20 protein-coding genes are annotated in these 18,895 nt (G+C 66.1%); 12 read left to right on the top strand and 8 right to left on the bottom strand.

Annotated features, from left to right (window positions below):
* Positions 1-340, top strand: a 340-nt coding sequence (locus tag ASE31_RS32675; protein ID WP_255357683.1) for a tripartite tricarboxylate transporter substrate-binding protein, incomplete at its 5' end; no start/stop codon positions are given.
* 40 nt (positions 341-380) lie between these two features.
* On the opposite strand, the gene ASE31_RS16795 is transcribed toward ASE31_RS32675, so the two are convergent.
* Entirely contained in the window at positions 381-845 is a 465-nt protein-coding gene (locus ASE31_RS16795) for a hypothetical protein (protein ID WP_057202967.1), read from the bottom strand.
* Between the two features lie 357 nt (positions 846-1,202).
* Here ASE31_RS16795 and ASE31_RS16790 point away from each other — a divergent pair, with 357 nt between their 5' ends.
* Together ASE31_RS16790 and ASE31_RS16785 are read left to right on the top strand one after the other, a co-directional pair.
* Positions 1,203-1,739, top strand: coding sequence for a pyridoxamine 5'-phosphate oxidase family protein (locus ASE31_RS16790; RefSeq protein WP_057202966.1), 537 nt, complete (start codon positions 1,203-1,205; stop codon positions 1,737-1,739).
* A gap of 31 nt (positions 1,740-1,770) precedes the next feature.
* On the top strand, positions 1,771-2,679 hold the full coding sequence (locus ASE31_RS16785) for a YihY/virulence factor BrkB family protein (RefSeq protein WP_057202965.1): 909 nt from the start codon (positions 1,771-1,773) through the stop codon (positions 2,677-2,679).
* Positions 2,680-2,747: 68 nt separating this feature from the next.
* Here the strand turns inward: ASE31_RS16785 and ASE31_RS16780 are convergent, their stop codons facing one another.
* Entirely contained in the window at positions 2,748-2,933 is a 186-nt protein-coding gene (locus tag ASE31_RS16780) for a CsbD family protein (RefSeq protein WP_057202964.1), read from the bottom strand.
* Positions 2,934-3,296: 363 nt separating this feature from the next.
* On the opposite strand from ASE31_RS16780, the gene ASE31_RS16775 reads away from it, so the two are divergent.
* Positions 3,297-5,807, top strand: a complete 2,511-nt coding sequence (locus ASE31_RS16775; protein WP_157412533.1) for a hypothetical protein — start codon at positions 3,297-3,299, stop codon at positions 5,805-5,807.
* Between the two features lie 70 nt (positions 5,808-5,877).
* Here the strand turns inward: ASE31_RS16775 and ASE31_RS16770 are convergent, their stop codons facing one another.
* From ASE31_RS16770 to ASE31_RS16760, 3 genes are read right to left on the bottom strand one after another with little or no spacing between them, the layout of a single operon-like run.
* On the bottom strand, positions 5,878-6,267 hold the full coding sequence (locus ASE31_RS16770; RefSeq protein WP_082604208.1) for a DUF3703 domain-containing protein: 390 nt from the start codon (positions 6,265-6,267) through the stop codon (positions 5,878-5,880).
* Positions 6,264-6,887, bottom strand: a complete 624-nt coding sequence (locus tag ASE31_RS16765; protein ID WP_057202961.1) for a hypothetical protein — start codon at positions 6,885-6,887, stop codon at positions 6,264-6,266. Before ASE31_RS16765 ends, ASE31_RS16770 begins: the two co-directional genes overlap by 4 nt.
* Positions 6,884-9,052, bottom strand: coding sequence for a heavy metal translocating P-type ATPase (locus ASE31_RS16760; protein WP_057202960.1), 2,169 nt, complete (start codon positions 9,050-9,052; stop codon positions 6,884-6,886). The genes ASE31_RS16765 and ASE31_RS16760 overlap by 4 nt, the downstream gene beginning before the upstream one ends.
* Before the next feature lie 79 nt (positions 9,053-9,131).
* Between ASE31_RS16760 and ASE31_RS16755 the strand changes: the two genes are divergently transcribed.
* Positions 9,132-9,593 (top strand): MerR family transcriptional regulator, encoded by a 462-nt coding sequence (locus ASE31_RS16755; protein WP_057202974.1) that lies wholly within the window; start codon positions 9,132-9,134, stop codon positions 9,591-9,593.
* A gap of 20 nt (positions 9,594-9,613) precedes the next feature.
* Here the strand turns inward: ASE31_RS16755 and ASE31_RS16750 are convergent, their stop codons facing one another.
* From ASE31_RS16750 to ASE31_RS33140, 3 genes are all read right to left on the bottom strand, one after another.
* Positions 9,614-10,759 carry a hypothetical protein gene (locus ASE31_RS16750; protein WP_157412532.1) on the bottom strand — a complete coding sequence of 382 codons (1,146 nt, stop codon included), beginning with the start codon at positions 10,757-10,759 and terminating at the stop codon, positions 9,614-9,616.
* 90 nt (positions 10,760-10,849) lie between these two features.
* Positions 10,850-11,089, bottom strand: coding sequence for a hypothetical protein (locus tag ASE31_RS16745; RefSeq protein WP_082604203.1), 240 nt, complete (start codon positions 11,087-11,089; stop codon positions 10,850-10,852).
* A 136-nt stretch (positions 11,090-11,225) separates the two neighbouring features.
* The gene (locus ASE31_RS33140) at positions 11,226-11,519 is read right to left on the bottom strand and encodes a bluetail domain-containing putative surface protein (protein ID WP_057202957.1); all 294 of its coding nucleotides are present in this window, start codon (positions 11,517-11,519) and stop codon (positions 11,226-11,228) included.
* Between the two features lie 18 nt (positions 11,520-11,537).
* On the opposite strand from ASE31_RS33140, the gene ASE31_RS16735 reads away from it, so the two are divergent.
* From ASE31_RS16735 to ASE31_RS16705, 7 genes are all read left to right on the top strand, one after another.
* On the top strand, positions 11,538-12,143 hold the full coding sequence (locus ASE31_RS16735; RefSeq protein WP_057202956.1) for a TetR/AcrR family transcriptional regulator: 606 nt from the start codon (positions 11,538-11,540) through the stop codon (positions 12,141-12,143).
* An 84-nt stretch (positions 12,144-12,227) separates the two neighbouring features.
* Positions 12,228-13,229, top strand: a complete 1,002-nt coding sequence (locus ASE31_RS16730; protein WP_057202955.1) for an NADP-dependent oxidoreductase — start codon at positions 12,228-12,230, stop codon at positions 13,227-13,229.
* A 134-nt stretch (positions 13,230-13,363) separates the two neighbouring features.
* Entirely contained in the window at positions 13,364-14,071 is a 708-nt protein-coding gene (locus ASE31_RS16725; protein ID WP_057202954.1) for an SDR family oxidoreductase, read from the top strand.
* 555 nt (positions 14,072-14,626) lie between these two features.
* The gene (gene xylF, locus ASE31_RS16720; RefSeq protein ID WP_057202953.1) at positions 14,627-15,646 is read left to right on the top strand and encodes a D-xylose ABC transporter substrate-binding protein; all 1,020 of its coding nucleotides are present in this window, start codon (positions 14,627-14,629) and stop codon (positions 15,644-15,646) included.
* A gap of 144 nt (positions 15,647-15,790) precedes the next feature.
* Entirely contained in the window at positions 15,791-16,924 is a 1,134-nt protein-coding gene (locus ASE31_RS16715) for a sugar ABC transporter permease (RefSeq protein WP_057202973.1), read from the top strand.
* Positions 16,921-17,685 (top strand): ATP-binding cassette domain-containing protein, encoded by a 765-nt coding sequence (locus ASE31_RS16710; protein ID WP_057202952.1) that lies wholly within the window; start codon positions 16,921-16,923, stop codon positions 17,683-17,685. The genes ASE31_RS16715 and ASE31_RS16710 overlap by 4 nt, the downstream gene beginning before the upstream one ends.
* A gap of 25 nt (positions 17,686-17,710) precedes the next feature.
* Positions 17,711-18,886 carry an ROK family transcriptional regulator gene (locus tag ASE31_RS16705; protein WP_057202951.1) on the top strand — a complete coding sequence of 392 codons (1,176 nt, stop codon included), beginning with the start codon at positions 17,711-17,713 and terminating at the stop codon, positions 18,884-18,886.
* Positions 18,887-18,895 lie beyond the last annotated feature (9 nt).

Genomic DNA, 18,895 nt, shown 5'->3' with positions numbered 1-18,895 from the left:
CCTCTCAGGCGGCAAGATCCGCGTGCTGGCCACCTCGGGCGCCACGCGCAACAAGTTCATGCCAGGCGTCAGCACGCTGATCGAGCAGGGCTTCAAGGACATGGCCTACAACGAATGGTTCGGCTTTTTCCTGCCGGGCAAGGCGCCGGCCGACGTGGTGCAAAAGGCCAACGCCGCCATCCGCACCGCGCTGGCCGACAAGGATGTGGTGGCCGGCCTGGCTGCGATGGGGCTGGAGGCGCGTTCGTCCACTCCCGCCGAGCTGGCCGCGCTGCTCAAGGCCGACGGCGAGCGCTGGGGGCCTATCGTCAAGGCCATCGGCTTCACTGCGGAATCCTGAGAGGCCCCCCGCGATCGGGGCCTGCCTGTGCCCCAATCGGTCAGTTTTTCCCTGGCGGTGCAGGGGCCAGTTGCAGCACGGCCAGCGCGCTGGTCAGCTCAGCCCGCCTGCGGGCTGCCTCTTCCTGGCGGATGGGCGCGTTGGCGCGCTCGTGTTCTCCGCGCGCGTTGTTGAGCCGGCTCTTCATCTCGGTGTCGAGCGCGATGCGCTCGGTGAGAAAGCGCCCATAGCCCGCCTGGCCCGCATACAGTTGCGAGAGCAGGACGGTGAAGCGCGCGTTCTCTTCCTCCACCAGGTCGGCGTAGGCAGGCGGGGCATTCTTCAGCCGGAACTCTGCCCCGGCGTTCACGCACTCCCGGCGCAGGCCCACCCAGGACTGGATGGCCTTCTTCTCGTCGGCGGTGGGGATGGCGGTGCTGGTCAGCAGGTCCGGCGTCGCTGTTTGTGCATTGGCAGCGCTTCCAATCCGGGGCCTGAGCGCTTCCAGCGCGCTGTGCTTGTCCATCCCGGCAAAGCAAATGGCGCTGGGGTCGTCTGCGGCGCTGCGCTGTACCGGGGGGGGTGTCTGGCATCCGGCGAGGAGAACGCAGACGGTTGCGATGTGAAGCATCTTCATTTTTTTGCCTTTCGTTCAAACGGTGCGCCGCTCACCTTGGGCACGCGGCGTGCGGTTCGTTTCACTCTAACCAGATTGGACACACACCGGAGCGAGGGGCCGGGCGGACGCGCTGTCCTCCTACACAAGCACCTGTTGACGCCACGCGCGTGGCAATGGATGGCGCATGGCGTTGGTCGCCTCCTACAGGGGCTCGCGCGGGCCGCAGGTCCAATCTATGGTGCCATCCATCAACCGGAGAGACCCGTGGACTCGATCAACAACAACCAGGCAGAAGAGACGCACAAGCACCTCGCAGGCGGCGATGCTGCCAGTCGCATCCAGGACATGGCGCAGGACGCTGGCTCCTGCTTCTTCTGCACCAATGCACCCGATGGAGAAACGCAGGGCACGCGGCCCATGAGCATCGAGAAGGCGGACGAGGCCGGCCACCTGTGGTTCCTCAGCGCGTCCGACAGCCACAAGAACCGCGAGATCGAGGCCGACCCGCAGGTGCGCATCTTTCTGCAGGGAGCCAAGCACTCGGGTTTTCTGGTGCTGGAAGGCACCGCCACCATCCACCGCGACAAGGCCTTGATAGGCGAACTGTGGAACCCGGTCATGAAGACCTGGTTCACCGAGGGCAAGGACGACCCACGCATCACGGTGATCCAGGTCGTGCCCGTATCCGGCTACTACTGGGACAACAAGCACGGGGGCTTGGTGGCCGCCACCAAGATGGTGATCGGCGCTGCCATCGGCAAGACGCTGGACGACTCCATCGAGGGGCAGCTTCGCCCATGATGCGCCAGGCTGCTTCTTGGTGACGACGGCCATGCAGGATTTGCGGCGTCTGGGCGAGGCGTTCATCCGCATGCCGGTGTTGGGGGTTGTGATCCTGGCGGTGCGCAACTATGTGCTGCACCAGAGTGCCAACCAGGCCGGCAGCCTCGCGTTCTCGTCGGTGCTGGCCATGTTCCCGCTGTTGATCCTGCTGTCCGCCGCTGCCGGCTATTTCGGCCAGCCGGGAGACGCGGCGGCGCTGGCCGAGCGGGTGATGGGCTACGCACCGCAGGTGGTGCGTGAGGCCATGCAGCCGGTGATCCAGCAGGTGCTGGCCCAGCGCAACCAGGCGCTGCTGACCGTGGGCCTGATCGTGACGCTGTGGACGGGCTCGTCCGGCATGCAGGCCGTTCGCTCGGCGCTAAACCGCTCATACGGCATCACGCGCGGCCTGCCGTTCTGGAAGGCGCGCATCAAGGTCACGCTGTTCACGGTGATCGTGGGCTTTGGCGTGCTGGTGACCTTCAGCTCCGTCATCATCATGCCGCGCATCTGGCAGTTCGTGGTATCCAGTGTGGAGGGGGCGAACGAGGTGGTCTGGCTGTACGACAGCGTGCGCTATGGTGCGGCCTGCATCACCCTCACGATGCTCTACGCGCTGCTGTACGGCTGGTTGCCCGACATTCCCCAACGCATCGGCACAGTGCTGCCGGGCGCCCTGGTGGGCGCCGTGCTTTGGGCGCTGGCCGCCGCCACGCTGTCGTACTCGCTGCGCAGCGCCGGCAAGCTCGCCCTGGTCTATGGCAGCTTCGCGGGCGTGGTGGCGACCCTGGTGTTCCTGTACATCAGCGCCACCACGCTGATCTTTGGAGCCGAAGTCAATGCAGTGCTGCGAGAGAAGCACCAGGCGCCATTGCCCACTGCAGCAGCCTCTGAAGCTGCCCAAGGCCCGGCAAGCTGAGGCCCCGCGGATCAGTAGCCCAGGCGCAAAAAAAGCGGCCGTAGCCGCTTGTTCTGTGCAGCGCACATTCAAGCCTTGTCGATGGCCTTCTTCACTGCTTCCTTGGCGTCACCCACCTTGGCTTGGGTCTTGCCCACGGCCTGGTCGGCCAAGCCTTCGCCCTGCAGCTTTTCGCTGCCCACGAGCTTGCCTGCGGCTTCTTTGACCTGGCCCTTCAGATCGGTGGCGTGGCCTGCAACTTGGTCTTTGTTCATGGTTCGCTTTCTGTCGTTGGTTGGCACCGCGAAACGTGCGGTGAAGCAAGGATGAACCTTGCGGCCATGCGCCGCTGTAAGAATGCAACCCATCCAGGTGTCGGCGAAGCCGGTGCGGGGGGCAAAGGGCATTTGGAAGGACTGGGCACCAGTGTCAGTGTTCGCGTGCAAAACAGAAATTGGTGCTTGGTACGTACTGCCGTAAGATATTTGACTGCTGCAATTTTTTGCTTTCGCAACGACATTTTTACCCGAAGAACAATTTTCTGAATGTGTCATTGCATGCGCACCCTTGCCAGACAGCCGTCGGCCAACGAGGCTGTCGGGAAGTTGCGTTTTACCAGCTTCCCATTTTTATAAGTCATGACCACTCCTTCCATTGCTGAACTTCTTGGATCTTCCATGACAGGTCCAGCCGGGCCGCAACTGATCACGCGCGCCATCCTGACGCTGTATGGCAATGTAGGGAGCAACCTGGATACGCGGGACTGGACGGTCATCATGCAGAGCAGCAACCCCCTGGAGGCTGCGGAGAGGGCGCTTGTGCGCCAGTACCAGGACAAGGACTACCTGTTGCGCAACCTGCAGCTGTACAGCGCGCGCGGGGCCCGGCCCGAGCAGGCGGAGTACACCTACCGGCAGCTGGCCGAGCGCATGGGCTTCACGTACGACGCCAACTGGTCCGTCGGTACGCCGTACGAGTACCTGCGGCTGAAGTCCACGGCAGAACTGGCGGGGATTCTCGAACCCATCCTCGATCGCACCATCACGACCACCGCGGGCGGTACATTCAGCGGGCTGGTCGGGGCCACGGACGTGTTCAAGTCCACCATTCCAGCCCTCAACGGGACGACCATCACCGGCGATGCCTCGGACAACGATGTCCTGACCCTGACCACCGCCGGCACGGTCACCATCAACAACGGCAGCACCGGCGGCACCATCAGTGGAATCAAGGTGCTGAACCTGGCCGATGGCACCAACACCATCACCTACAACACCTCAGCGGGCTTCACCACCATCAATGGCGGGACGGGCGATGACACCTTCATGCCGAACACGGCCCTGTTCCCCATCACGGTCAAGGGCGGCTCCGGCACCGACACCATCGTCCTGGCGGCAGCCTATGCCGCAACCGCCTCCGGCAGCGGCGCCTTTGCCAGCAGGGTCACGGGTTTCGAGAAGCTGGTCCTCACCAGCGCGACCAGCCAGACCATCGACCTGCAGACCCTGGGCAACTACAGCGATGTGACTTTCTCCGGCGCGAACGGTCTCACACTGAGCAATCTGCCAAGCAACGGCAAGATCACGCTGACGGGCGCCGGCACCGCGTTCACCATTTCCAATGCGGCGTTTGTCGGCGGGGTTAATGACGTCATCAACCTCACGCTCACCGACGGCAGCACCTCCGGCGTAGCGTTCGCCACCACGGGGATCACGGCCAGCGGTGTCGAGACCGTGAATATCAGTGTCAAAGACACCCAGGCCACACCCACTGGTGTTTTCAACAACAACATGACCTGGCTGGGCAACTCGGTCAAAACCTTCAACGTCAGCGGCAACGCCGGTTTGACCCTGTCGTCCAGCAGCACCTCGCTGACCACGGTGGATGCCAGTGGCATCACCCTGGGCGGCTTCACCTGGACGGCCAGCGCCCTGACCGGCACGGCCACCGTCAAGGGCAGCGCCACGGGCACCAACACGGTCAACATGAACTCCGCAACGGCGGGCGTCAACTACACCGGCGGCTCCGGCAACGACAACGTCACCATCAATGCCACCGTCTCCAGCACGGCAGCACTGGGCAATGGCAACAACTCGCTGGCCCTGAACGGCGTCACCATCCTGGGCACCTACACTGCGGGCACGGGCACCGACAGCCTGGCGTTCTTTTCCTCCGTGCCGGACCTGAGCAATGCCGCCATCACCGGCTTCGAGAACCTGACGGTGACCAACAATGCCAACATCACCGCCACGATCGCACAGATGTCGCAGTTCACCGGCACCGTCAATGCGGCAGGCACCGAAACCCTGAACCTGACCACCGCCGGCACCTTCAACGCTTTCAGCACGATTGAAAAGTACAACCTTGCCAACGGCACCAACAACTTCACGTCGGCCAATGTCGCCGTGAGCGTGATTGGTGGGTCCGGTGCCGATACCCTGAATTTCACGACCAACCAGATCATCAACTTCCTGACGACGGTTGATGGCGGCAACGGCACCGACACCCTGAACATCGGCGCCACCACCACCCAGAACATCGACCTGAGCACCAAGGTCGCCAGTATCGAGATCATCAACATCGCAGGCAGCATCGGTACGGCGAGTGTCATCAACCTCAACGGTGCGGGTGTCACCCTCAACTACACCAAGAGCACCGGTGACAACACGATCACCCTCGGGACTGGCGGGCAGACCTTGAACCTCCTGGGCTCCAGCTCTGCCGCCACAACGGTCACGGGTGGAGCTGCGGTCGATGTGATCAATCTGCAATCTTCAGGCTCCGGGTCGGAGACGTTGATAGCCACAGGCGCCAACATGTCGAACCGGACGCAGGTCGACGTCGTGGGCAACTTCAATGCCACCGGGACTGACTATTTCAAGACCGGCGTGAATGCCGCAACCCTCTCGTCAAGGACGTTTGTCAATCTCAACACCGGCGCTTACCTGACCGCTATCGAAGCCGATCTGACTGCGCTTCTCAACAGCTCCGATCAGGCTTTCTTCATCACGATCTCGGGCGGCTCGGCCGCAGGCACCTACCTGGTCCAGAACACGGGCTCGGACACCAGCCAGTTCGATGACACCGACTTCTTCGTCCAGTTGACAGGAACTGTCGGCACCATCACTGTCGGCAACCTCATTGCATAAGAGGCTCATTCCCGAGGCCGCCCGAAGTCCGCTTTCAGGCATCAAGACGCCAGGGTTCAAGAAAATTGGGCTAAAGATCGGGTGATCGCATGGCCCGCAAGGCTGCATTGATTCGATCGGCGGTGTCCGCAGAGGTCGCCATCGGACTGAGCGCCGACACATGCGCTCGCCCGATGTTGCCCAGGGGCAGGCGCTGCAGCAGGTGCCCCAGCGGCACCAGCGCCAAGCGCAGCAGCTGGCCGAGCACCTCATTCCCGTCGTGCAACTGCAGAGCGTAGCGCAGCATCGCGGTGTGCGAGCGCCAGTGCAGGCCCAGCCGCGTCTGGCCCAGCACGTGGGCCGCCTCCAGCCAGGGCCAGCGCGTGGCCGGCGGCTCGCCTGCGCTGGCGTCGAAGCGGGCCAGGAGATGGTCGAACGCCTGGCGCTGCAGCGCGGGCGCCTGGGGTGGGTGGTCGCTCATGCGCATGCACCGGGGCCTTGCGCGCTGGGCTGGCGCAGCGCCAGTTTCAGCCACCTGCGCTGCCGATGGCGATAGAACACCCAGGCAAAGGCGGCGCTGATTGGCGTCATCACCCACGGCAGGTAGCGTGCCCGCACGAAGACCTCGTCGGTGTAGCAGGTGCGCCCAGGGGTCCCCGGCAAGCTGTGCACCGTGATGCGGTGGTCCCACACGCGCATGAGCTGGCCGGTACCGTTGTCGCGCAGCAGGGGCCAGGCGCCGGGTATGCCGTCGCAGGGGTGCAGGCTGATGCGTGCAGTCTGCCGGCCCATGGGCACGAGGCCAAAGAGTGCGAAGCGCAGCTCGGTGTCGCCCAGGGGCCAGTGCGTGGGCCAGGGGCCCTGCACGGTGGCAAATTGCAGCAGCGGGGCGGTGATGTAGCGAAACAGGGCCGTGGTCTGCAGCTGTGTGGCCACCCAATCGGCAGTGGCGGGCAGGGTGGTTGTCAGGCGGATGCGCACGCTGCCGGGTGGTCGCGGCAGGGTGCTGGCGGGTGGCCCCATCTCGGCGATGCCCATGGCTGCGGCCACGGCGACATCGGAGGTGGAGGAGGAGGTGGTGGCGATTGCGTCGCTGCTCATGCCTGGTTGCCCTGTGCAATCGCGGCCTTGCTGCCCAGCTCGGGCCGCAGCATGCGCAGGCCGTTGGCCACCACCAGCAGGCTGGCGCCCATGTCGGCAAACACCGCCATCCACATGGTGGCCTGGCCCGTGAGCGCCAGGCCGAAGAACACCGCCTTGATGCCCAGCGCGAGCGTGATGTTCTGCACCAGCACGGTGTGCGTGCGGCGCGACAGGCGCACCGTCTCGGCCACGCGGCGCAGGTCGTCGTTCATGATCACCACATCGGCCGTCTCCATGGCCACGTCGGTGCCCGCAGCGCCCATGGCAAAGCCGATGTCGGCCTTGGCCAGGGCCGGGGCGTCGTTGATGCCGTCGCCGGCCATGGCCGTCATGCCGTGCTTTTGCTGCAGCGCGGCGATGGCGGCCAGCTTGTGCTCGGGCAGCAGGCTGGCCTGCACCTCGGCAATGCCGGCCTCCTGCGCAGCGGCCTGGGCGGCAGCGGCGTGGTCGCCGGTAAGCATCACCGGCACGATGCCCAGGGCCTTGAGGTCGGCCACGGCCTGCACGGCCTGGGGGCGCAGCGTGTCGGCCACGGCGAACAGGGCGCGCACGGCACCGGTGTCGGCCAGCAGGGTCACGCTGCGGCCCTGCGCCTCGTGCGCGGCGGCGGCGGCCTCGACCGCATCGGTCCACAAATTGCGCTCCTGCATGGAGCGGCGGTTGCCCAGGTGCCAGGTGCTACCGCCAATGCGGCCCTGCACACCGCGCCCGGCCAGGGCCGTGAAGTCTTCCACCTCGGGCAGCGATGCCTCGGTTTCACCCAGGCCGGCCACGATGGCCTTCGATACCGGGTGGTCCGAGCGGCCCGCCAGCGCGCGCGCCACGTCGGTGGCGGCATCGTCGCCAAACTGCGCCTGCCCCACCAGCACCGGGCGGCCGGCGGTGATGGTGCCGGTCTTGTCGAAGGCCACGGCGCGGATGCCGCGCGCCTGCTCCAGCCAGGCCCCGCCCTTGACCAGGATGCCGCGCCGCGCGGCAGCCGCCAGCCCGCTGACCACGGTGACCGGCGTGGAGATCACCAGCGCGCAGGGGCAGGCAATGACCAGCAGCACCAGAGCGCGGTAGATGGCATCGAGCCAGCCCCAGCCCAGCAGCAGTGGCGCGCCCACGGCCACCACCACGGCCAGCACGAAGACGGCGGGGGTGTAGATGGCGGCAAAGCGGTCCACGAAGCGCTGGGTGGGCGCTCGGCTGGCCTGGGCTTCTTCCACCGAGCGGATGATGCGGTCCAGCGTGGTGTTGCCGGCGGCCGAGGTCACCTGCATCAGCAGCTCGGCCTGGGCGTTCAGCGTGCCGGCGTACAGGCGGTCGCCGGGGGCCTTGTCCACGGCCAGGCTTTCGCCGGTGACGCTGGATTCGTCCACCGCGCCGCGCCCGCTGGTCACCGTGCCGTCCAGCGGCACCCGGCCGCCGGGGCGCACACGCACCGTGGCACCCAGCGCCACCTCGGCCGCGTGTACGCTGCGCCACTGGCCATCGGGCTGCTGCACATCGGCCTGCTCCGGGCTCAGCGCCAGCAGCGAGCCGATGGCGTTGCGCGCGCGGCCCGCGGCCCCTTCCTCGATGCGCTCGGCCAGGGCATACAGGGCCATCACCATGGCCGCTTCGGGCCACTGGCCGATGGCAAAGGCGCCCGTGACGGCCACCGCCATCAGCGCACTGATGCCCAACTGCCCACGCAGCAGCGAGCGCATGCCGCTCTTGTACACCCCCAGGCCCGCCAGCAGGATGGCCGCTGCCGCCAGCGCCATGCCCGCGCCGTGCCAGATGGGCGTATCGGGGCCGAGCAGGTGGGCCAGCTCGGCCCCGGTGGCCGCCACCAGCGCCGCGCCAATGCGGCCCCAGCCGGGCAGGGCGCCGTGGTCGTGGCCTTCATGCCCGCCGCCATGCCCTTCCTGGTCGGCATGCGCCTTGTGGTCGTGGCCTTCGTGGCTGTGCGGCGCGGCAGGGGCCTTGGCCGGTGCCGCATCGCCAGAGCAACTGCTGCCGGGTGCGCAGCACGAGACATTGATCTGCGGCGCGCGGCGCGCAGTGCCCGCCTTGGGCATGGGCAGGGCCACGGGCGCTGGGCTACCGGGCTCGGGCGGGCCCTGGGATATGGTGGATCGGCTGGTTTCTGTCATGGCTTTTTCCTTTGCGGGGGCGGATTGCGATCCGCCATGCCATGATTGGAATCCTTGAAGTCACTTGAAGGTCAAGCGCATGCCAGCAGACACAGCCAGGTTACGCATCGGCGAGGCCGCCCAGCGCTCGGGCGTCTCCACCGCCAACATCCGTTACTACGAAAAGGAAGCGCTGCTCGCCGCCGGCCCGCGCAGCGAAAGCAGCTACCGCCTCTACACCGATGCCGACATCCACCAGTTGCGCTTCATCCGCCTGTGCCGGGCGATGGACATGTCGCTGGACGAGGTACGCACCCTGCTGGCGCTGGACCGATCGGCCGCCGGGGCCGACCACACGGCCTGCGACACGCTGGACGAGCACCTCACGCACGTGCGCATCCGCCTGCAGGAATTGAAGACCCTGGAGCGCGACCTGATCGCCCTGCGCCGCCGCTGCGATGGCACCGACGGCCACTGCCATGTGATCGACGCGCTGCACGAGCGCGCCGATGCCGAGCCCGTGGCGCCGCCAGGGCCGGCGCCGGCCAAGCGGCATGTGTGATGAGACGGCCAGGGACTGACTCAGCGCACGGTCGCCCGTGAAACTGGCTTGGCGTGCGCTCGCAAGTGGTTGCAGACTTTGTTCAGGTCACTTTTCGGGTCAGGCTTGCCTCGCGACAGGGCGCGCTCGGTTTGCACCACCATGTCCTCGAAGCGCGGGTTGGAGGCAAGGTACGCCAGGATCAGCCGGGAGTAGCCGGTGTCGCCATCGAAATGGCATTGCGTGGCCTCTCCCATCGCGCTGCCAGAGGGTGGGTGGCCGTTGACCAGCGCCTCCAGCGCCACCAGGTCGTGCAGCCGGGCCAGCCATGGCGAGAACGCGCTCTGGAGTTGTGATCGGCATGCGGCCACTTCGGCGGGGGTTGTCAGTGCACTGTCCCCATCCAATGCGCCTGACCAGCGCAGCACCGCCGTCTGCGTGGCGTGCAGCTGCGGCACCGCCTGGTGCATCAATCCGTCCACATACCGGTTGCACACTTCGGCGCGCACGTCGAAGTACATGACTCCTATTTCCGGCGTCGTCGAGTGGCGCAGGTACACCTGGATCCGTTCATGCTCGGTGGTCTTGGTGAAAAGACCGGGGCGGCTGGCGTCCTCTTGCACGTAGCCTGCGGCCTGCAGCACAGCCGACGCAGCGCGCACGAGTTCGCCCAGTGTGGCATCGATGTCCGCGAATTTCCGGTCGAGCCGTGTGAACACGGGTGCAGGCCCGTTTTGCCGCCCACCGTGCCGAAAACCGCACACCTCTTCAGCAAGCGCTGCAGGGACGCCGAAGACGGCATCGTGGCCGTGCTCTGCACGCGATTGGAGCGCTGCCTGCAGCAAGGGCGCCAGCGCCCTGGGCGCAACGCCTTCGATGCCGAGGTGGTCGCCGCCCTCCGACAGGACATGGGAGACCGTCCACACCCGCGCCCCATCGCGGCAGAGAAACGCCATCGAGGCGTTGGTGCTCTCGTCCTCGGCGCACCCGACGACGATGCAGTTCAGCGACAGGACTTTCATCAACAGCGGATCGATCATCGGATGAAAGAACTCGCTGAACACGATGACGTACGTGCCGTTGGCCAAATGTGCGCCCGCCAGGGGCACGGTACCCGGCTGCACAGGCTGTGCACTGTCGGTCAAACCCAGCTCGGCAAGAACGTCCGCGCCGGCCTTCGCTGCCACGCTGATCCAAGAAACCCTGTAACCCATCGCCACCCCCTGGCACTGCTGCTGGACATGCGGCGAGTTTGCACTCTTTTTTTCAGTGCCCGATCAATGTCCGCCGAACACGTCCACAGGGGGCGGGGACACATGCCGCCGCAGTTGGCCGTCGGCGACTTCGAGTGCCTCCGGGTAGCTGGCCCAGGGCCCCCTCACGGTGAGGACCGGGGAGCCTTCTTCGTCGAAGATGAAGATGCTGTGGGGCACCGGCGCGCGCTGCCGCAAAGTGACGGGCCTCACCATGTAGACAGAACCATGAAGTTCGATGTTGGGAGGCCAAGGGGTGTTCATGCCGGCACCTGTTGCAAATGTTTCAACTGCGGCCATGCTATGCCCAGAAGCGCCATCTGGGTGATCGCTAGCCCGGGTGAGCGTGATGTACTGCACGGATGCAGTCCGCATGTTGCAGTGCTCTCTACACCACCGATCAATCCCCATCCCCCACCACCAGCACCCCATTCAACCGGACCAGGCCATCCTGGCTGCCCAGCACCGCCGTGGCGTCGTTCACCAGAATGTAGGTGTTGCCGCCGTAGCCAAAGGCAATGGCCTTGTTCGCGCCGGCCGTACTGGCGGCCAGGGCGGCCGGCCTTGCCTGCCATGTGCACGTCGCCCCCGTGCACGATGGCCATGATGACAGGTGCAGGTCCCAGGGCGTCAGCAGGTACTCATGGCGAACAGGCGCCTCTTGGTCCGCATGTGGGGGCGGGCCGCCGTGCACGCTGCGCGCTAAAATTGTATGATACGTATCATGCGAAATAGCAAGACCACTGCCAGAAGCGCTGCCAAGGAGGCCACGCACGAGCGCATCGTGTCCGTGGCGGCGCGCGCCATTCGCCGCAGTGGCTACGACGGCACGGGGGTCGCGGACATCATGAAGGAGGCGGGCCTCACGCATGGCGCCTTCTATGCGCACTTCGATTCCCGCGAGGCCATGCTGGCCGAAGCTGCGGCGAAGGCATGCGCGGAGTCCGCAGCCGCTGCCGCCAATGTGGTGGCCAGCGTGCCGCCAGGCGCGGCCCTGGCGTCCATGCTCGCCAGCTACCTCTCCCGGGGGCATGTGGAACAGGTGGAGCTCGGCTGTCCCCTGGCCGCGCTGGGTTCCGAAACCGTGCGCCAGGCGCCCGAGGTGCGGCGGGTCGCCACCCGGCACATCAAGGAAGTGGTCGATCTGATCGCCCGCCAGTCACCGGACTGGGGGCAGCCCGCCGCCCACGAGCGCGCATTGGCCACCGTGGCCACGATGGTGGGGGCCTTGCTGCTGGCGCGTGCGGTGGACGAGCCCGCGCTGTCGGACGGGCTGCGCGAAGCTGCGCTCAAGCACCTGGCGCCTTCCGCGCCCTGAACCGCACGTGCAGGCCGTGCGCCTTTTTTTGCCATTTAATATGATGATCATCATTCGAAATACGCCAACCCGCAAGGACACACCATGAAAGCCTTCCTTCTTGAGCGCTACGGCAAACAGCGCGCATTGCGCCTGGCTGACGTGCCCCGGCCGCAATTGCGCGATGACGAGGTGCTGGTGGAGGTGCATGCGGCGGGGGTGAACCTGCTGGACGCCAAGATCCGCAATGGGGAGTTCAAACCCATCCTGCCCTACCGCCTGCCGCTGGTGCTGGGCCACGACGTGGCTGGGGTGGTGGTGGAGGTCGGCCCGCAGGTGCGCCAGTTCAAGGTCGGCGACGAGGTCTATGCCCGGGCCGATGATTTCCGCATCGGCACCTTCGCCGAATTCGTGCCGGTCAAGGAATCTTCACTGGCACCCAAGCCCGCAGGCCTGTCCATGGTGGAGGCCGCTTCCATCCCCCTGGTGGGGCTCACGGCATGGCAGGCCCTGGTGGAGCGGGGTGGGCTCCAGCGCGGGCAGAAGGTCTTCATCCAGGCGGGCTCCGGGGGTGTGGGCACCTTCGCCATCCAGTTGGCCAAACACCTGGGCGCCAGCGTTGCGACCACCGCCGGCGCAGCCAGTGCACAGGCCATGAAAAGCCTGGGCGCCGACCTCGCCATCGACTACCGCACGCAGGACTTTGAAGCCTTGCTGCGCGGCTATGACCTCGTTCTGCACAGCCAGGACGGCAAGGCCCTTGAAAAATCCCTGCGCGTGCTCAAGCCGGGCGGCAAGCTCATTTCCATCTCCGGCCCGCCGGACCCGGCATTCGCCAAGGGCAGCAAGGCGCCCGGCATCGTGCGGCTGCTGCTGCGCCTGATCAGCGCCGGCGTGCGGCGGCGGGCGAAAGGCCTGGGCGTCGGCTATTCCTTCCTGTTCATGCGGGCCGAGGGCGGGCAACTGCGGGAGATCACCCGCCTCATCGACACCGGAACCATCCGCCCGGTGATCGACAAGGTGTTCCCGTTCGACGCTACCAACGAGGCGCTGGCGTATGTCGAATCGGGCCGCGCCAAAGGCAAGGTCGTCATCCAGCTCAAGTGATACGGACTTGCCTTCAACCGTCTAGCGTCGTTGGTTCGCCTTGCCGTGCCGCAGCACTGTCTGCGGCTACCGCCTAGCTAGCCGATTGAATGCAATTCCGAATGAGCCCTTTCGCATCCATCCCTGGAGTTCCCATGAAAATCGAAAATGCCGTCGTCCTCATCACCGGTGCCAATCGCGGCATCGGCCTGGCCTTTGCCCGTGAGCTGCTTGCCCGCGGTGCGCGCAAGGTGTATGCCGGTGCGCGCGATCCTGCCAGCATCACCCCCCAGGCGGGCGTGCAGGCCCTGCGGCTGGACGTCAACCACCCGGGCGAGGTGGCGGCAGCCGCAGCGCAGGCGCAGGACGTCACCCTGGTCATCAACAATGCCGGCATCGCCCAGCCCGGCGGCTTTCTGGCGCCCGACAGCGAAGAGCTCGCGCGGCGCATCTTCGAGACCAACTTCTTTGGCGTGCTGCGCGTGAGCCAGGCCTTCGCGCCCATCCTGTCGGCCAACGGCGGCGGCGCCTTGCTCAATGTGCTGTCGGTCGCTTCCTGGGTGAATGGCGGCGAGCTGGCCGCCTACTCGGCCAGCAAATCGGCGGCCTGGTCGCTGACCAATGCCCTGCGCCACGAGCTGGCGGGGCAGAAGACGCAGGTACTGGGCCTGCACATGGCCTATGTCGATACCGACCTCACGCGCGGCTTCGACGTGCCCAAGACCAGCCCCGAGCAGATCGTCAAGCGCGCGCTGAACGGCCTGGAGTCGGGCCTGGACGAGGTGTTGGCCGATGAGCTCACCCAGCACGTCAAGATTGGGCTGACGGCGCCCCGGCCGAGCTACCTGCCGCAGGCGGCCTGAACTGCCCCAATCCAGTTGCGGCTCTGTGCCGTGGCGCGGGTCTCCTGCGGCGCGAGGAGCTTGCGCGACCGGTTCGGGATGCCGGACCGGCGTTTCGCCGGGTGCCATCCCGGCCAATCGGCCGTCCCGGTTGCCTTCGATGAAGAAGCGGGCCGAAAGGCGGCCCTGGGCCGCACCGGTTACCCAGCACCCGTGGTCCCCTGAACGGGTCGAATTGCCAGCCCCACGTTCTCGACGAGTGCGACCACCGATCTTTGATCCCCCTGGACGAACTTGCTGCGCCTGGGCAGGGCAACCCTGAACAGGCCTTGCCCTGGGCCACCCGTCAACCCGTTATAAGTTCGTTGATCAAACTATGTCGGGTTTGTCCCGATGTATTGCACAAACTGGGGCTTCCATAATTTGTTCGTCGTCCGCACTAAATGACTTCATGCCCTGAAGAGGCTGCCTGGGCAAGCTGGGCGCACAGGTCCTGCGGGAGGGCCGGCGGCACGACAAGCATGAACGCCAGATTCAGCAACCAAGGCCCGCACGAGGCCAATCACGGAGACAAAGATGAAACTGAAGACAACGTTGACGGCCCTGGCGCTTGGCTTGGCCAGCGTCGGCGCTTTCGCCCAGGTCGTGGGCGTGAGCTGGTCCAACTTCCAGGAAGAGCGTTGGAAGACCGACGAGAAGGCCATCAAAGACCAACTGGCCAAGCTGGGTGCAAGCTACATCAGCGCGGATGCGGGCGGATCGCCGGAAAAGCAGCTCTCCGACGTGGATTCGCTGATCGCCAAAGGCGCCAAGGTGCTGATCGTGCTGGCGATGGACAAGGACGCGATCCTGCCGGCCGTCAACAAGGCCGCGCAGCAGAAGATCCCGGTGGTGGCGTATGACCGCCTGATCGAGGCGGCCGGGGTGTTCTACATCACCTTCGACAACGTCGAGGTGGGCCGCATGCAGGCGCGCGCGGTGTTCGAAGCCAGGCCCAAGGGCAATTACGTGATGGTCAAGGGCTCGCCCACCGACCCGAACGCCAACTTTCTGCGCGCCGGGCAGCAGGAAGTGATCGAGGCGGCCATCACCAAGGGCGACATCAAGATCGTTGGCGAGGAATACACCGAAGGCTGGAAGCCCGAGGTGGCGCAAAAGAACATGGAGCAGATCATCACCAAGACCGGCGGCAAGATCGACGCCGTGGTGGCCTCCAACGACGGCACCGCCGGTGGCGTGGTGGCGGCGCTGACGGCCAAGGGCATCAAGGGCATTCCGGTGTCGGGCCAGGACGGCGACCACGCCGCGCTCAACCGCGTGGCCCAGGGCTCGCAGACGGTGTCGGTCTGGAAGGATGCACGCGACCTGGGCCGCGATGCCGCATCGGCCGCTGTCTCCTTGGCCAAGGGCCAGAAGATTGCCGGCGCGCAGGCCTGGAACGGGGGTGAGAAGAAGGTGTCCTTGCAGGCGCAGTTCCTCAAGCCCGTGCCGATCACGGCGAAAAACCTGGACCTCGTGGTCAAGGCGGGCTGGATCAAGAAGAGCGACCTGTGCAAGGGCGTGGACGCCGCCAAGGGGCCCGAGGCGTGCAAATGATGGCGTTGCCTGCCTGACGGCTGAAGGCTCCCGGACCGTGAGCCGCCCTGGCTTGCGGTCCCTTTTTGTTTCTGGTGGAGTGCGCTTGTGAGTCCTGTTCCCAATGCCCTCAGGCAGTTGGCCATCGATTGGCGGCTGGTGCTGATGGGGGTGGTCCTGGTGGCCACGGCCATCGTGTTCAACATCCTCTCCGGCGGCCTGTTCCTGTCGCCCGAGAATCTCTACAACATTGCCCAGCAGACCGCGGTGGTCGGCATCGTGGCCACGGTGGTGGTGCTGGTCATCGTCGCACGCCACATCGACCTGTCGGTCGGCTCCGTCATGGGGTTTGTGGGTGTGCTGATCGCCACGCTGATGTACACCGCCGGCTGGCACTGGGTCGAGGCCTCCCTCGCCGGGCTGGCCGTCGCCATCGGCGTATCGCTTTACCAGGGTGCGCTCACGGCAATGCTGGGGGTGCCGTCTTTCGTGGTCACGCTGGGTGGGCTGATGTCGTTTCGCGGCGCGGCCTTTCTGGTGGCCGATGGCAAGACCCAACCGGTCAGCGACGCATTCTTTCAAAGGCTGGGCGGTGGCTTTGATGGCGCCATCGGCGTGCAGGCCAGCTGGTGGCTGGCGCTGGCGCTGGTCGTGGCCATGGGGGTCAAGACCTGGCTGCGGCGCCGGGCCAAGGCTGCGTATGGTGTGCCCAGCCCGCCGCTGTGGCTGGATGCCCTGGTGGCCGCCGTGCCAGCGTTGATTGCCGTGGTCTTTGTCGCCACGATGAACGCCTACCAGATCCCCACCAAGGACGCGCCCCAGGGCGTGCCGATCCCCGTGCTGATCTGGGGCGGCGTGGCCGTGGTGCTGTCGTTCATAGTGCGCCGCACACGTTTTGGCCGCTATGTGTTTGCCATGGGGGGCAACCCGGAGGCCGCCGCGCTGGTCGGTATTCCGGTGCGTCGCGTCACCCTGATGCTGTTTGCTCTGATGGGGGTTTTCATCACCATCGCGGCCATGGTCTCGATTGCACGGCTGAACGCGGGCACCAATTCACTGGGCACCGGCATGGAGCTGTTTGTGATCGCAGCGGCCGTGATCGGCGGCACGGCGCTCTCCGGCGGCAGTGGTTCCATTCTGGGATCGGTACTGGGCGCGCTCATCATGCAAAGCATCGACAGCGGCCTGTTGTTGCTGGACATCTCGATTGGCCTGCGCTACGTGATCATCGGCCAGGTCCTGATTGCCGCCGTGGTGTTCGACGTGGTCTATCGCCGCTTGACCGGAGACGCGGCATGAACGCGCCCCTGGTGGAAATGCGCCACATCGGCAAGTCGTTTGGCGGCGTGAAGGCGGTGGACGGTGTCAGCCTGAACCTGCACCCGGGCGAGGTGGTCGCCTTGCTGGGGCACAACGGTGCAGGCAAGTCCACGCTGATGAAGATGCTGGCGGGCGCCTACCCGATCGACAGCGGAGAGGTGCTGGTGCAGGGGCAGAAATCCCACATCCGTACGCCCGTCGATGCCCAGCGCCTCGGCATCGAATCGATCTACCAGACGCTGGCGCTGGCCGACAACCTGGACGCGGTGGCCAACCTGTTCCTGGGGCGTGAGCTGCTCACACCCTGGCGCACGCTGGACGACCACCGCATGGACGCCGAAGCGCGCAAGGTATTCGAGCGCCTGAATAAGAACTTTCGCAACGTGCGCACGCCGGTGCGGCGCCTGTCGGGCGGCCAGCGCCAGGTGGTGGCGATCTCGCGCGCCATCTACTTCAACGCACGCATCCTGATCATGGACGAGCCCACTGCCGCGCTCGGTCCTGAGGAAACCGCGATGGTGGGCAACCTGGTGCGCCAGCTCAAGGCCGAGGGCGTGGGTATCTTCCTGATCACCCACGACATGCCCGACGTGTTCGGGCTCAGCGACCGCCTGGCGGTGATGAAGAACGGGCGCCTGGTGGGCACCTACCGCACGGCCGAGGTTACCGAGGACGAGGTTCTGGGCATGATCATCGCCGGCAAACAACCCGAGGGAAAAGCGCAGGCCCACAGCCTTTGAAAACCGGCGCTCCGAAGACCACACCATGAAAACCACCGGCGACCAGCAACTTGTCAAACGCATCAACCGCAGCGTGCTCCTGCGGTTGCTGCGCCAGCGGGGCGGCCTGTCTCGCGCGCAACTGGCCAGCGAGAGCGGCCTGACCAAGTCGACCGTGAGCCTGCTGGTGCGCGAGTTGATCGAAGAGGGCTGGATCACCGAAACCAGCCTGGCGCCCGCGCAGGGCCTTGGCCGCCCCTCCACACCCTTGCAGCTGGACGGCAGCCGCCGCGCCATGCTGGGCGTGGAGATCGGGGTCGAGTCGCTGCGCGTGGTGGGTGTGTCGCTCACTGGCGAGGTACTGTGGTCTGCAGAGGAGCCCCTGGCCGACCGCGCGCCTGGAGCGGTGTGCGGCCAGGTTGCGGCCCTGGTGGTGCGCGCACATGGCGAGCTTGCGGCCAGGCCGGTGCTGGTCTCTGGCATGGGCATCGGTGTGCCCGGCGCGTTCGACGAGGCCACCGGCACCATCCGCTTCGCGCCCAACCTGGGCTGGCGCGATGTGGCCTTCCAGCCGCTGATGGCACGCGCCCTGGCCGAGGCTGGCTGCCCGTCGGTGGCAATGCACGTGCAAAACGAAGCCGACACCGCAGCGCTCAGCGAATACGAGTTTGCCGGCGGTGAGGCGACGGATTCGCTGATCTTCGTGACCTGCGGCGTGGGCGTGGGCGCTGGCATCGTGCTCAACGACCGTCTGTTCACCGGGCTGCAGGGCATGGCTGGCGAAATCGGCCACAGCATTTTGCAGATCGACGGACCGGCGTGCTCCTGCGGACGCAAGGGGTGTGCCGAAACCTTTCTTGGCGCCCGCGCTCTGGAGCGGCAGGCCGAGCCAGCGCGCGGCGGTGTCTACCTGGGCGTGGTGCTGCAAAACCTGTGGACCACCTTCAACCCGGGTGCACTGGTCGTCGGTGGACCGTCTTGCGAGCGCTATCCCGGCATCCTGCGCGTGGCCCGAGAAACGCTGGAGGGCTATGCGGCCAGCGCAGGCATGGCCGCGCCCAGGGTGCGCTCGGCCCGCTACGGGTTGCTGGCCTCGGCCGTCGGCGCAGCCGCACTGGTGCTGCACCACGAGCTTCGGCCCATGCATGCGCCTGCGGTCACCGCGCCACCGGACGAGTCCGAAGACCGGCAGGGCGAAGCAGCGCCCCAATTCCTTCACTGATTGATTGCA

Source organism: Acidovorax sp. Root217 (assembly GCF_001428645.1).
GTDB lineage: Bacteria > Pseudomonadota > Gammaproteobacteria > Burkholderiales > Burkholderiaceae_C > Acidovorax.
This window is presented reverse-complemented; position numbering and strand designations above follow the sequence as displayed.

Bases quoted from the DNA above. Each gene is read 5' to 3' on its own strand.
- ASE31_RS16725 (WP_057202954.1), top strand. From the start codon at position 13,364: ATGAAAATCGAAAATGCCGTCGTCCTCATCACCGGTGCCAATCGCGGC.
- ASE31_RS16735 (WP_057202956.1), top strand. From the start codon at position 11,538: ATGATACGTATCATGCGAAATAGCAAGACCACTGCCAGAAGCGCTGCC.
- ASE31_RS16765 (WP_057202961.1), bottom strand. From the start codon at position 6,887: ATGAGCAGCGACGCAATCGCCACCACCTCCTCCTCCACCTCCGATGTC.
- ASE31_RS16710 (WP_057202952.1), top strand. From the start codon at position 16,921: ATGAACGCGCCCCTGGTGGAAATGCGCCACATCGGCAAGTCGTTTGGC.
- ASE31_RS16780 (WP_057202964.1), bottom strand. From the start codon at position 2,933: ATGAACAAAGACCAAGTTGCAGGCCACGCCACCGATCTGAAGGGCCAG.
- ASE31_RS16730 (WP_057202955.1), top strand. From the start codon at position 12,228: ATGAAAGCCTTCCTTCTTGAGCGCTACGGCAAACAGCGCGCATTGCGC.
- ASE31_RS16760 (WP_057202960.1), bottom strand. From the start codon at position 9,052: ATGACAGAAACCAGCCGATCCACCATATCCCAGGGCCCGCCCGAGCCC.
- ASE31_RS16775 (WP_157412533.1), top strand. From the start codon at position 3,297: ATGACCACTCCTTCCATTGCTGAACTTCTTGGATCTTCCATGACAGGT.
- ASE31_RS16770 (WP_082604208.1), bottom strand. From the start codon at position 6,267: ATGAGCGACCACCCACCCCAGGCGCCCGCGCTGCAGCGCCAGGCGTTC.
- ASE31_RS16715 (WP_057202973.1), top strand. From the start codon at position 15,791: ATGGGGGTGGTCCTGGTGGCCACGGCCATCGTGTTCAACATCCTCTCC.
- ASE31_RS16705 (WP_057202951.1), top strand. From the start codon at position 17,711: ATGAAAACCACCGGCGACCAGCAACTTGTCAAACGCATCAACCGCAGC.
- ASE31_RS16795 (WP_057202967.1), bottom strand. From the start codon at position 845: ATGGACAAGCACAGCGCGCTGGAAGCGCTCAGGCCCCGGATTGGAAGC.
- ASE31_RS16785 (WP_057202965.1), top strand. From the start codon at position 1,771: ATGCAGGATTTGCGGCGTCTGGGCGAGGCGTTCATCCGCATGCCGGTG.
- xylF (WP_057202953.1), top strand. From the start codon at position 14,627: ATGAAACTGAAGACAACGTTGACGGCCCTGGCGCTTGGCTTGGCCAGC.
- ASE31_RS16745 (WP_082604203.1), bottom strand. From the start codon at position 11,089: ATGAACACCCCTTGGCCTCCCAACATCGAACTTCATGGTTCTGTCTAC.
- ASE31_RS16755 (WP_057202974.1), top strand. From the start codon at position 9,132: ATGCCAGCAGACACAGCCAGGTTACGCATCGGCGAGGCCGCCCAGCGC.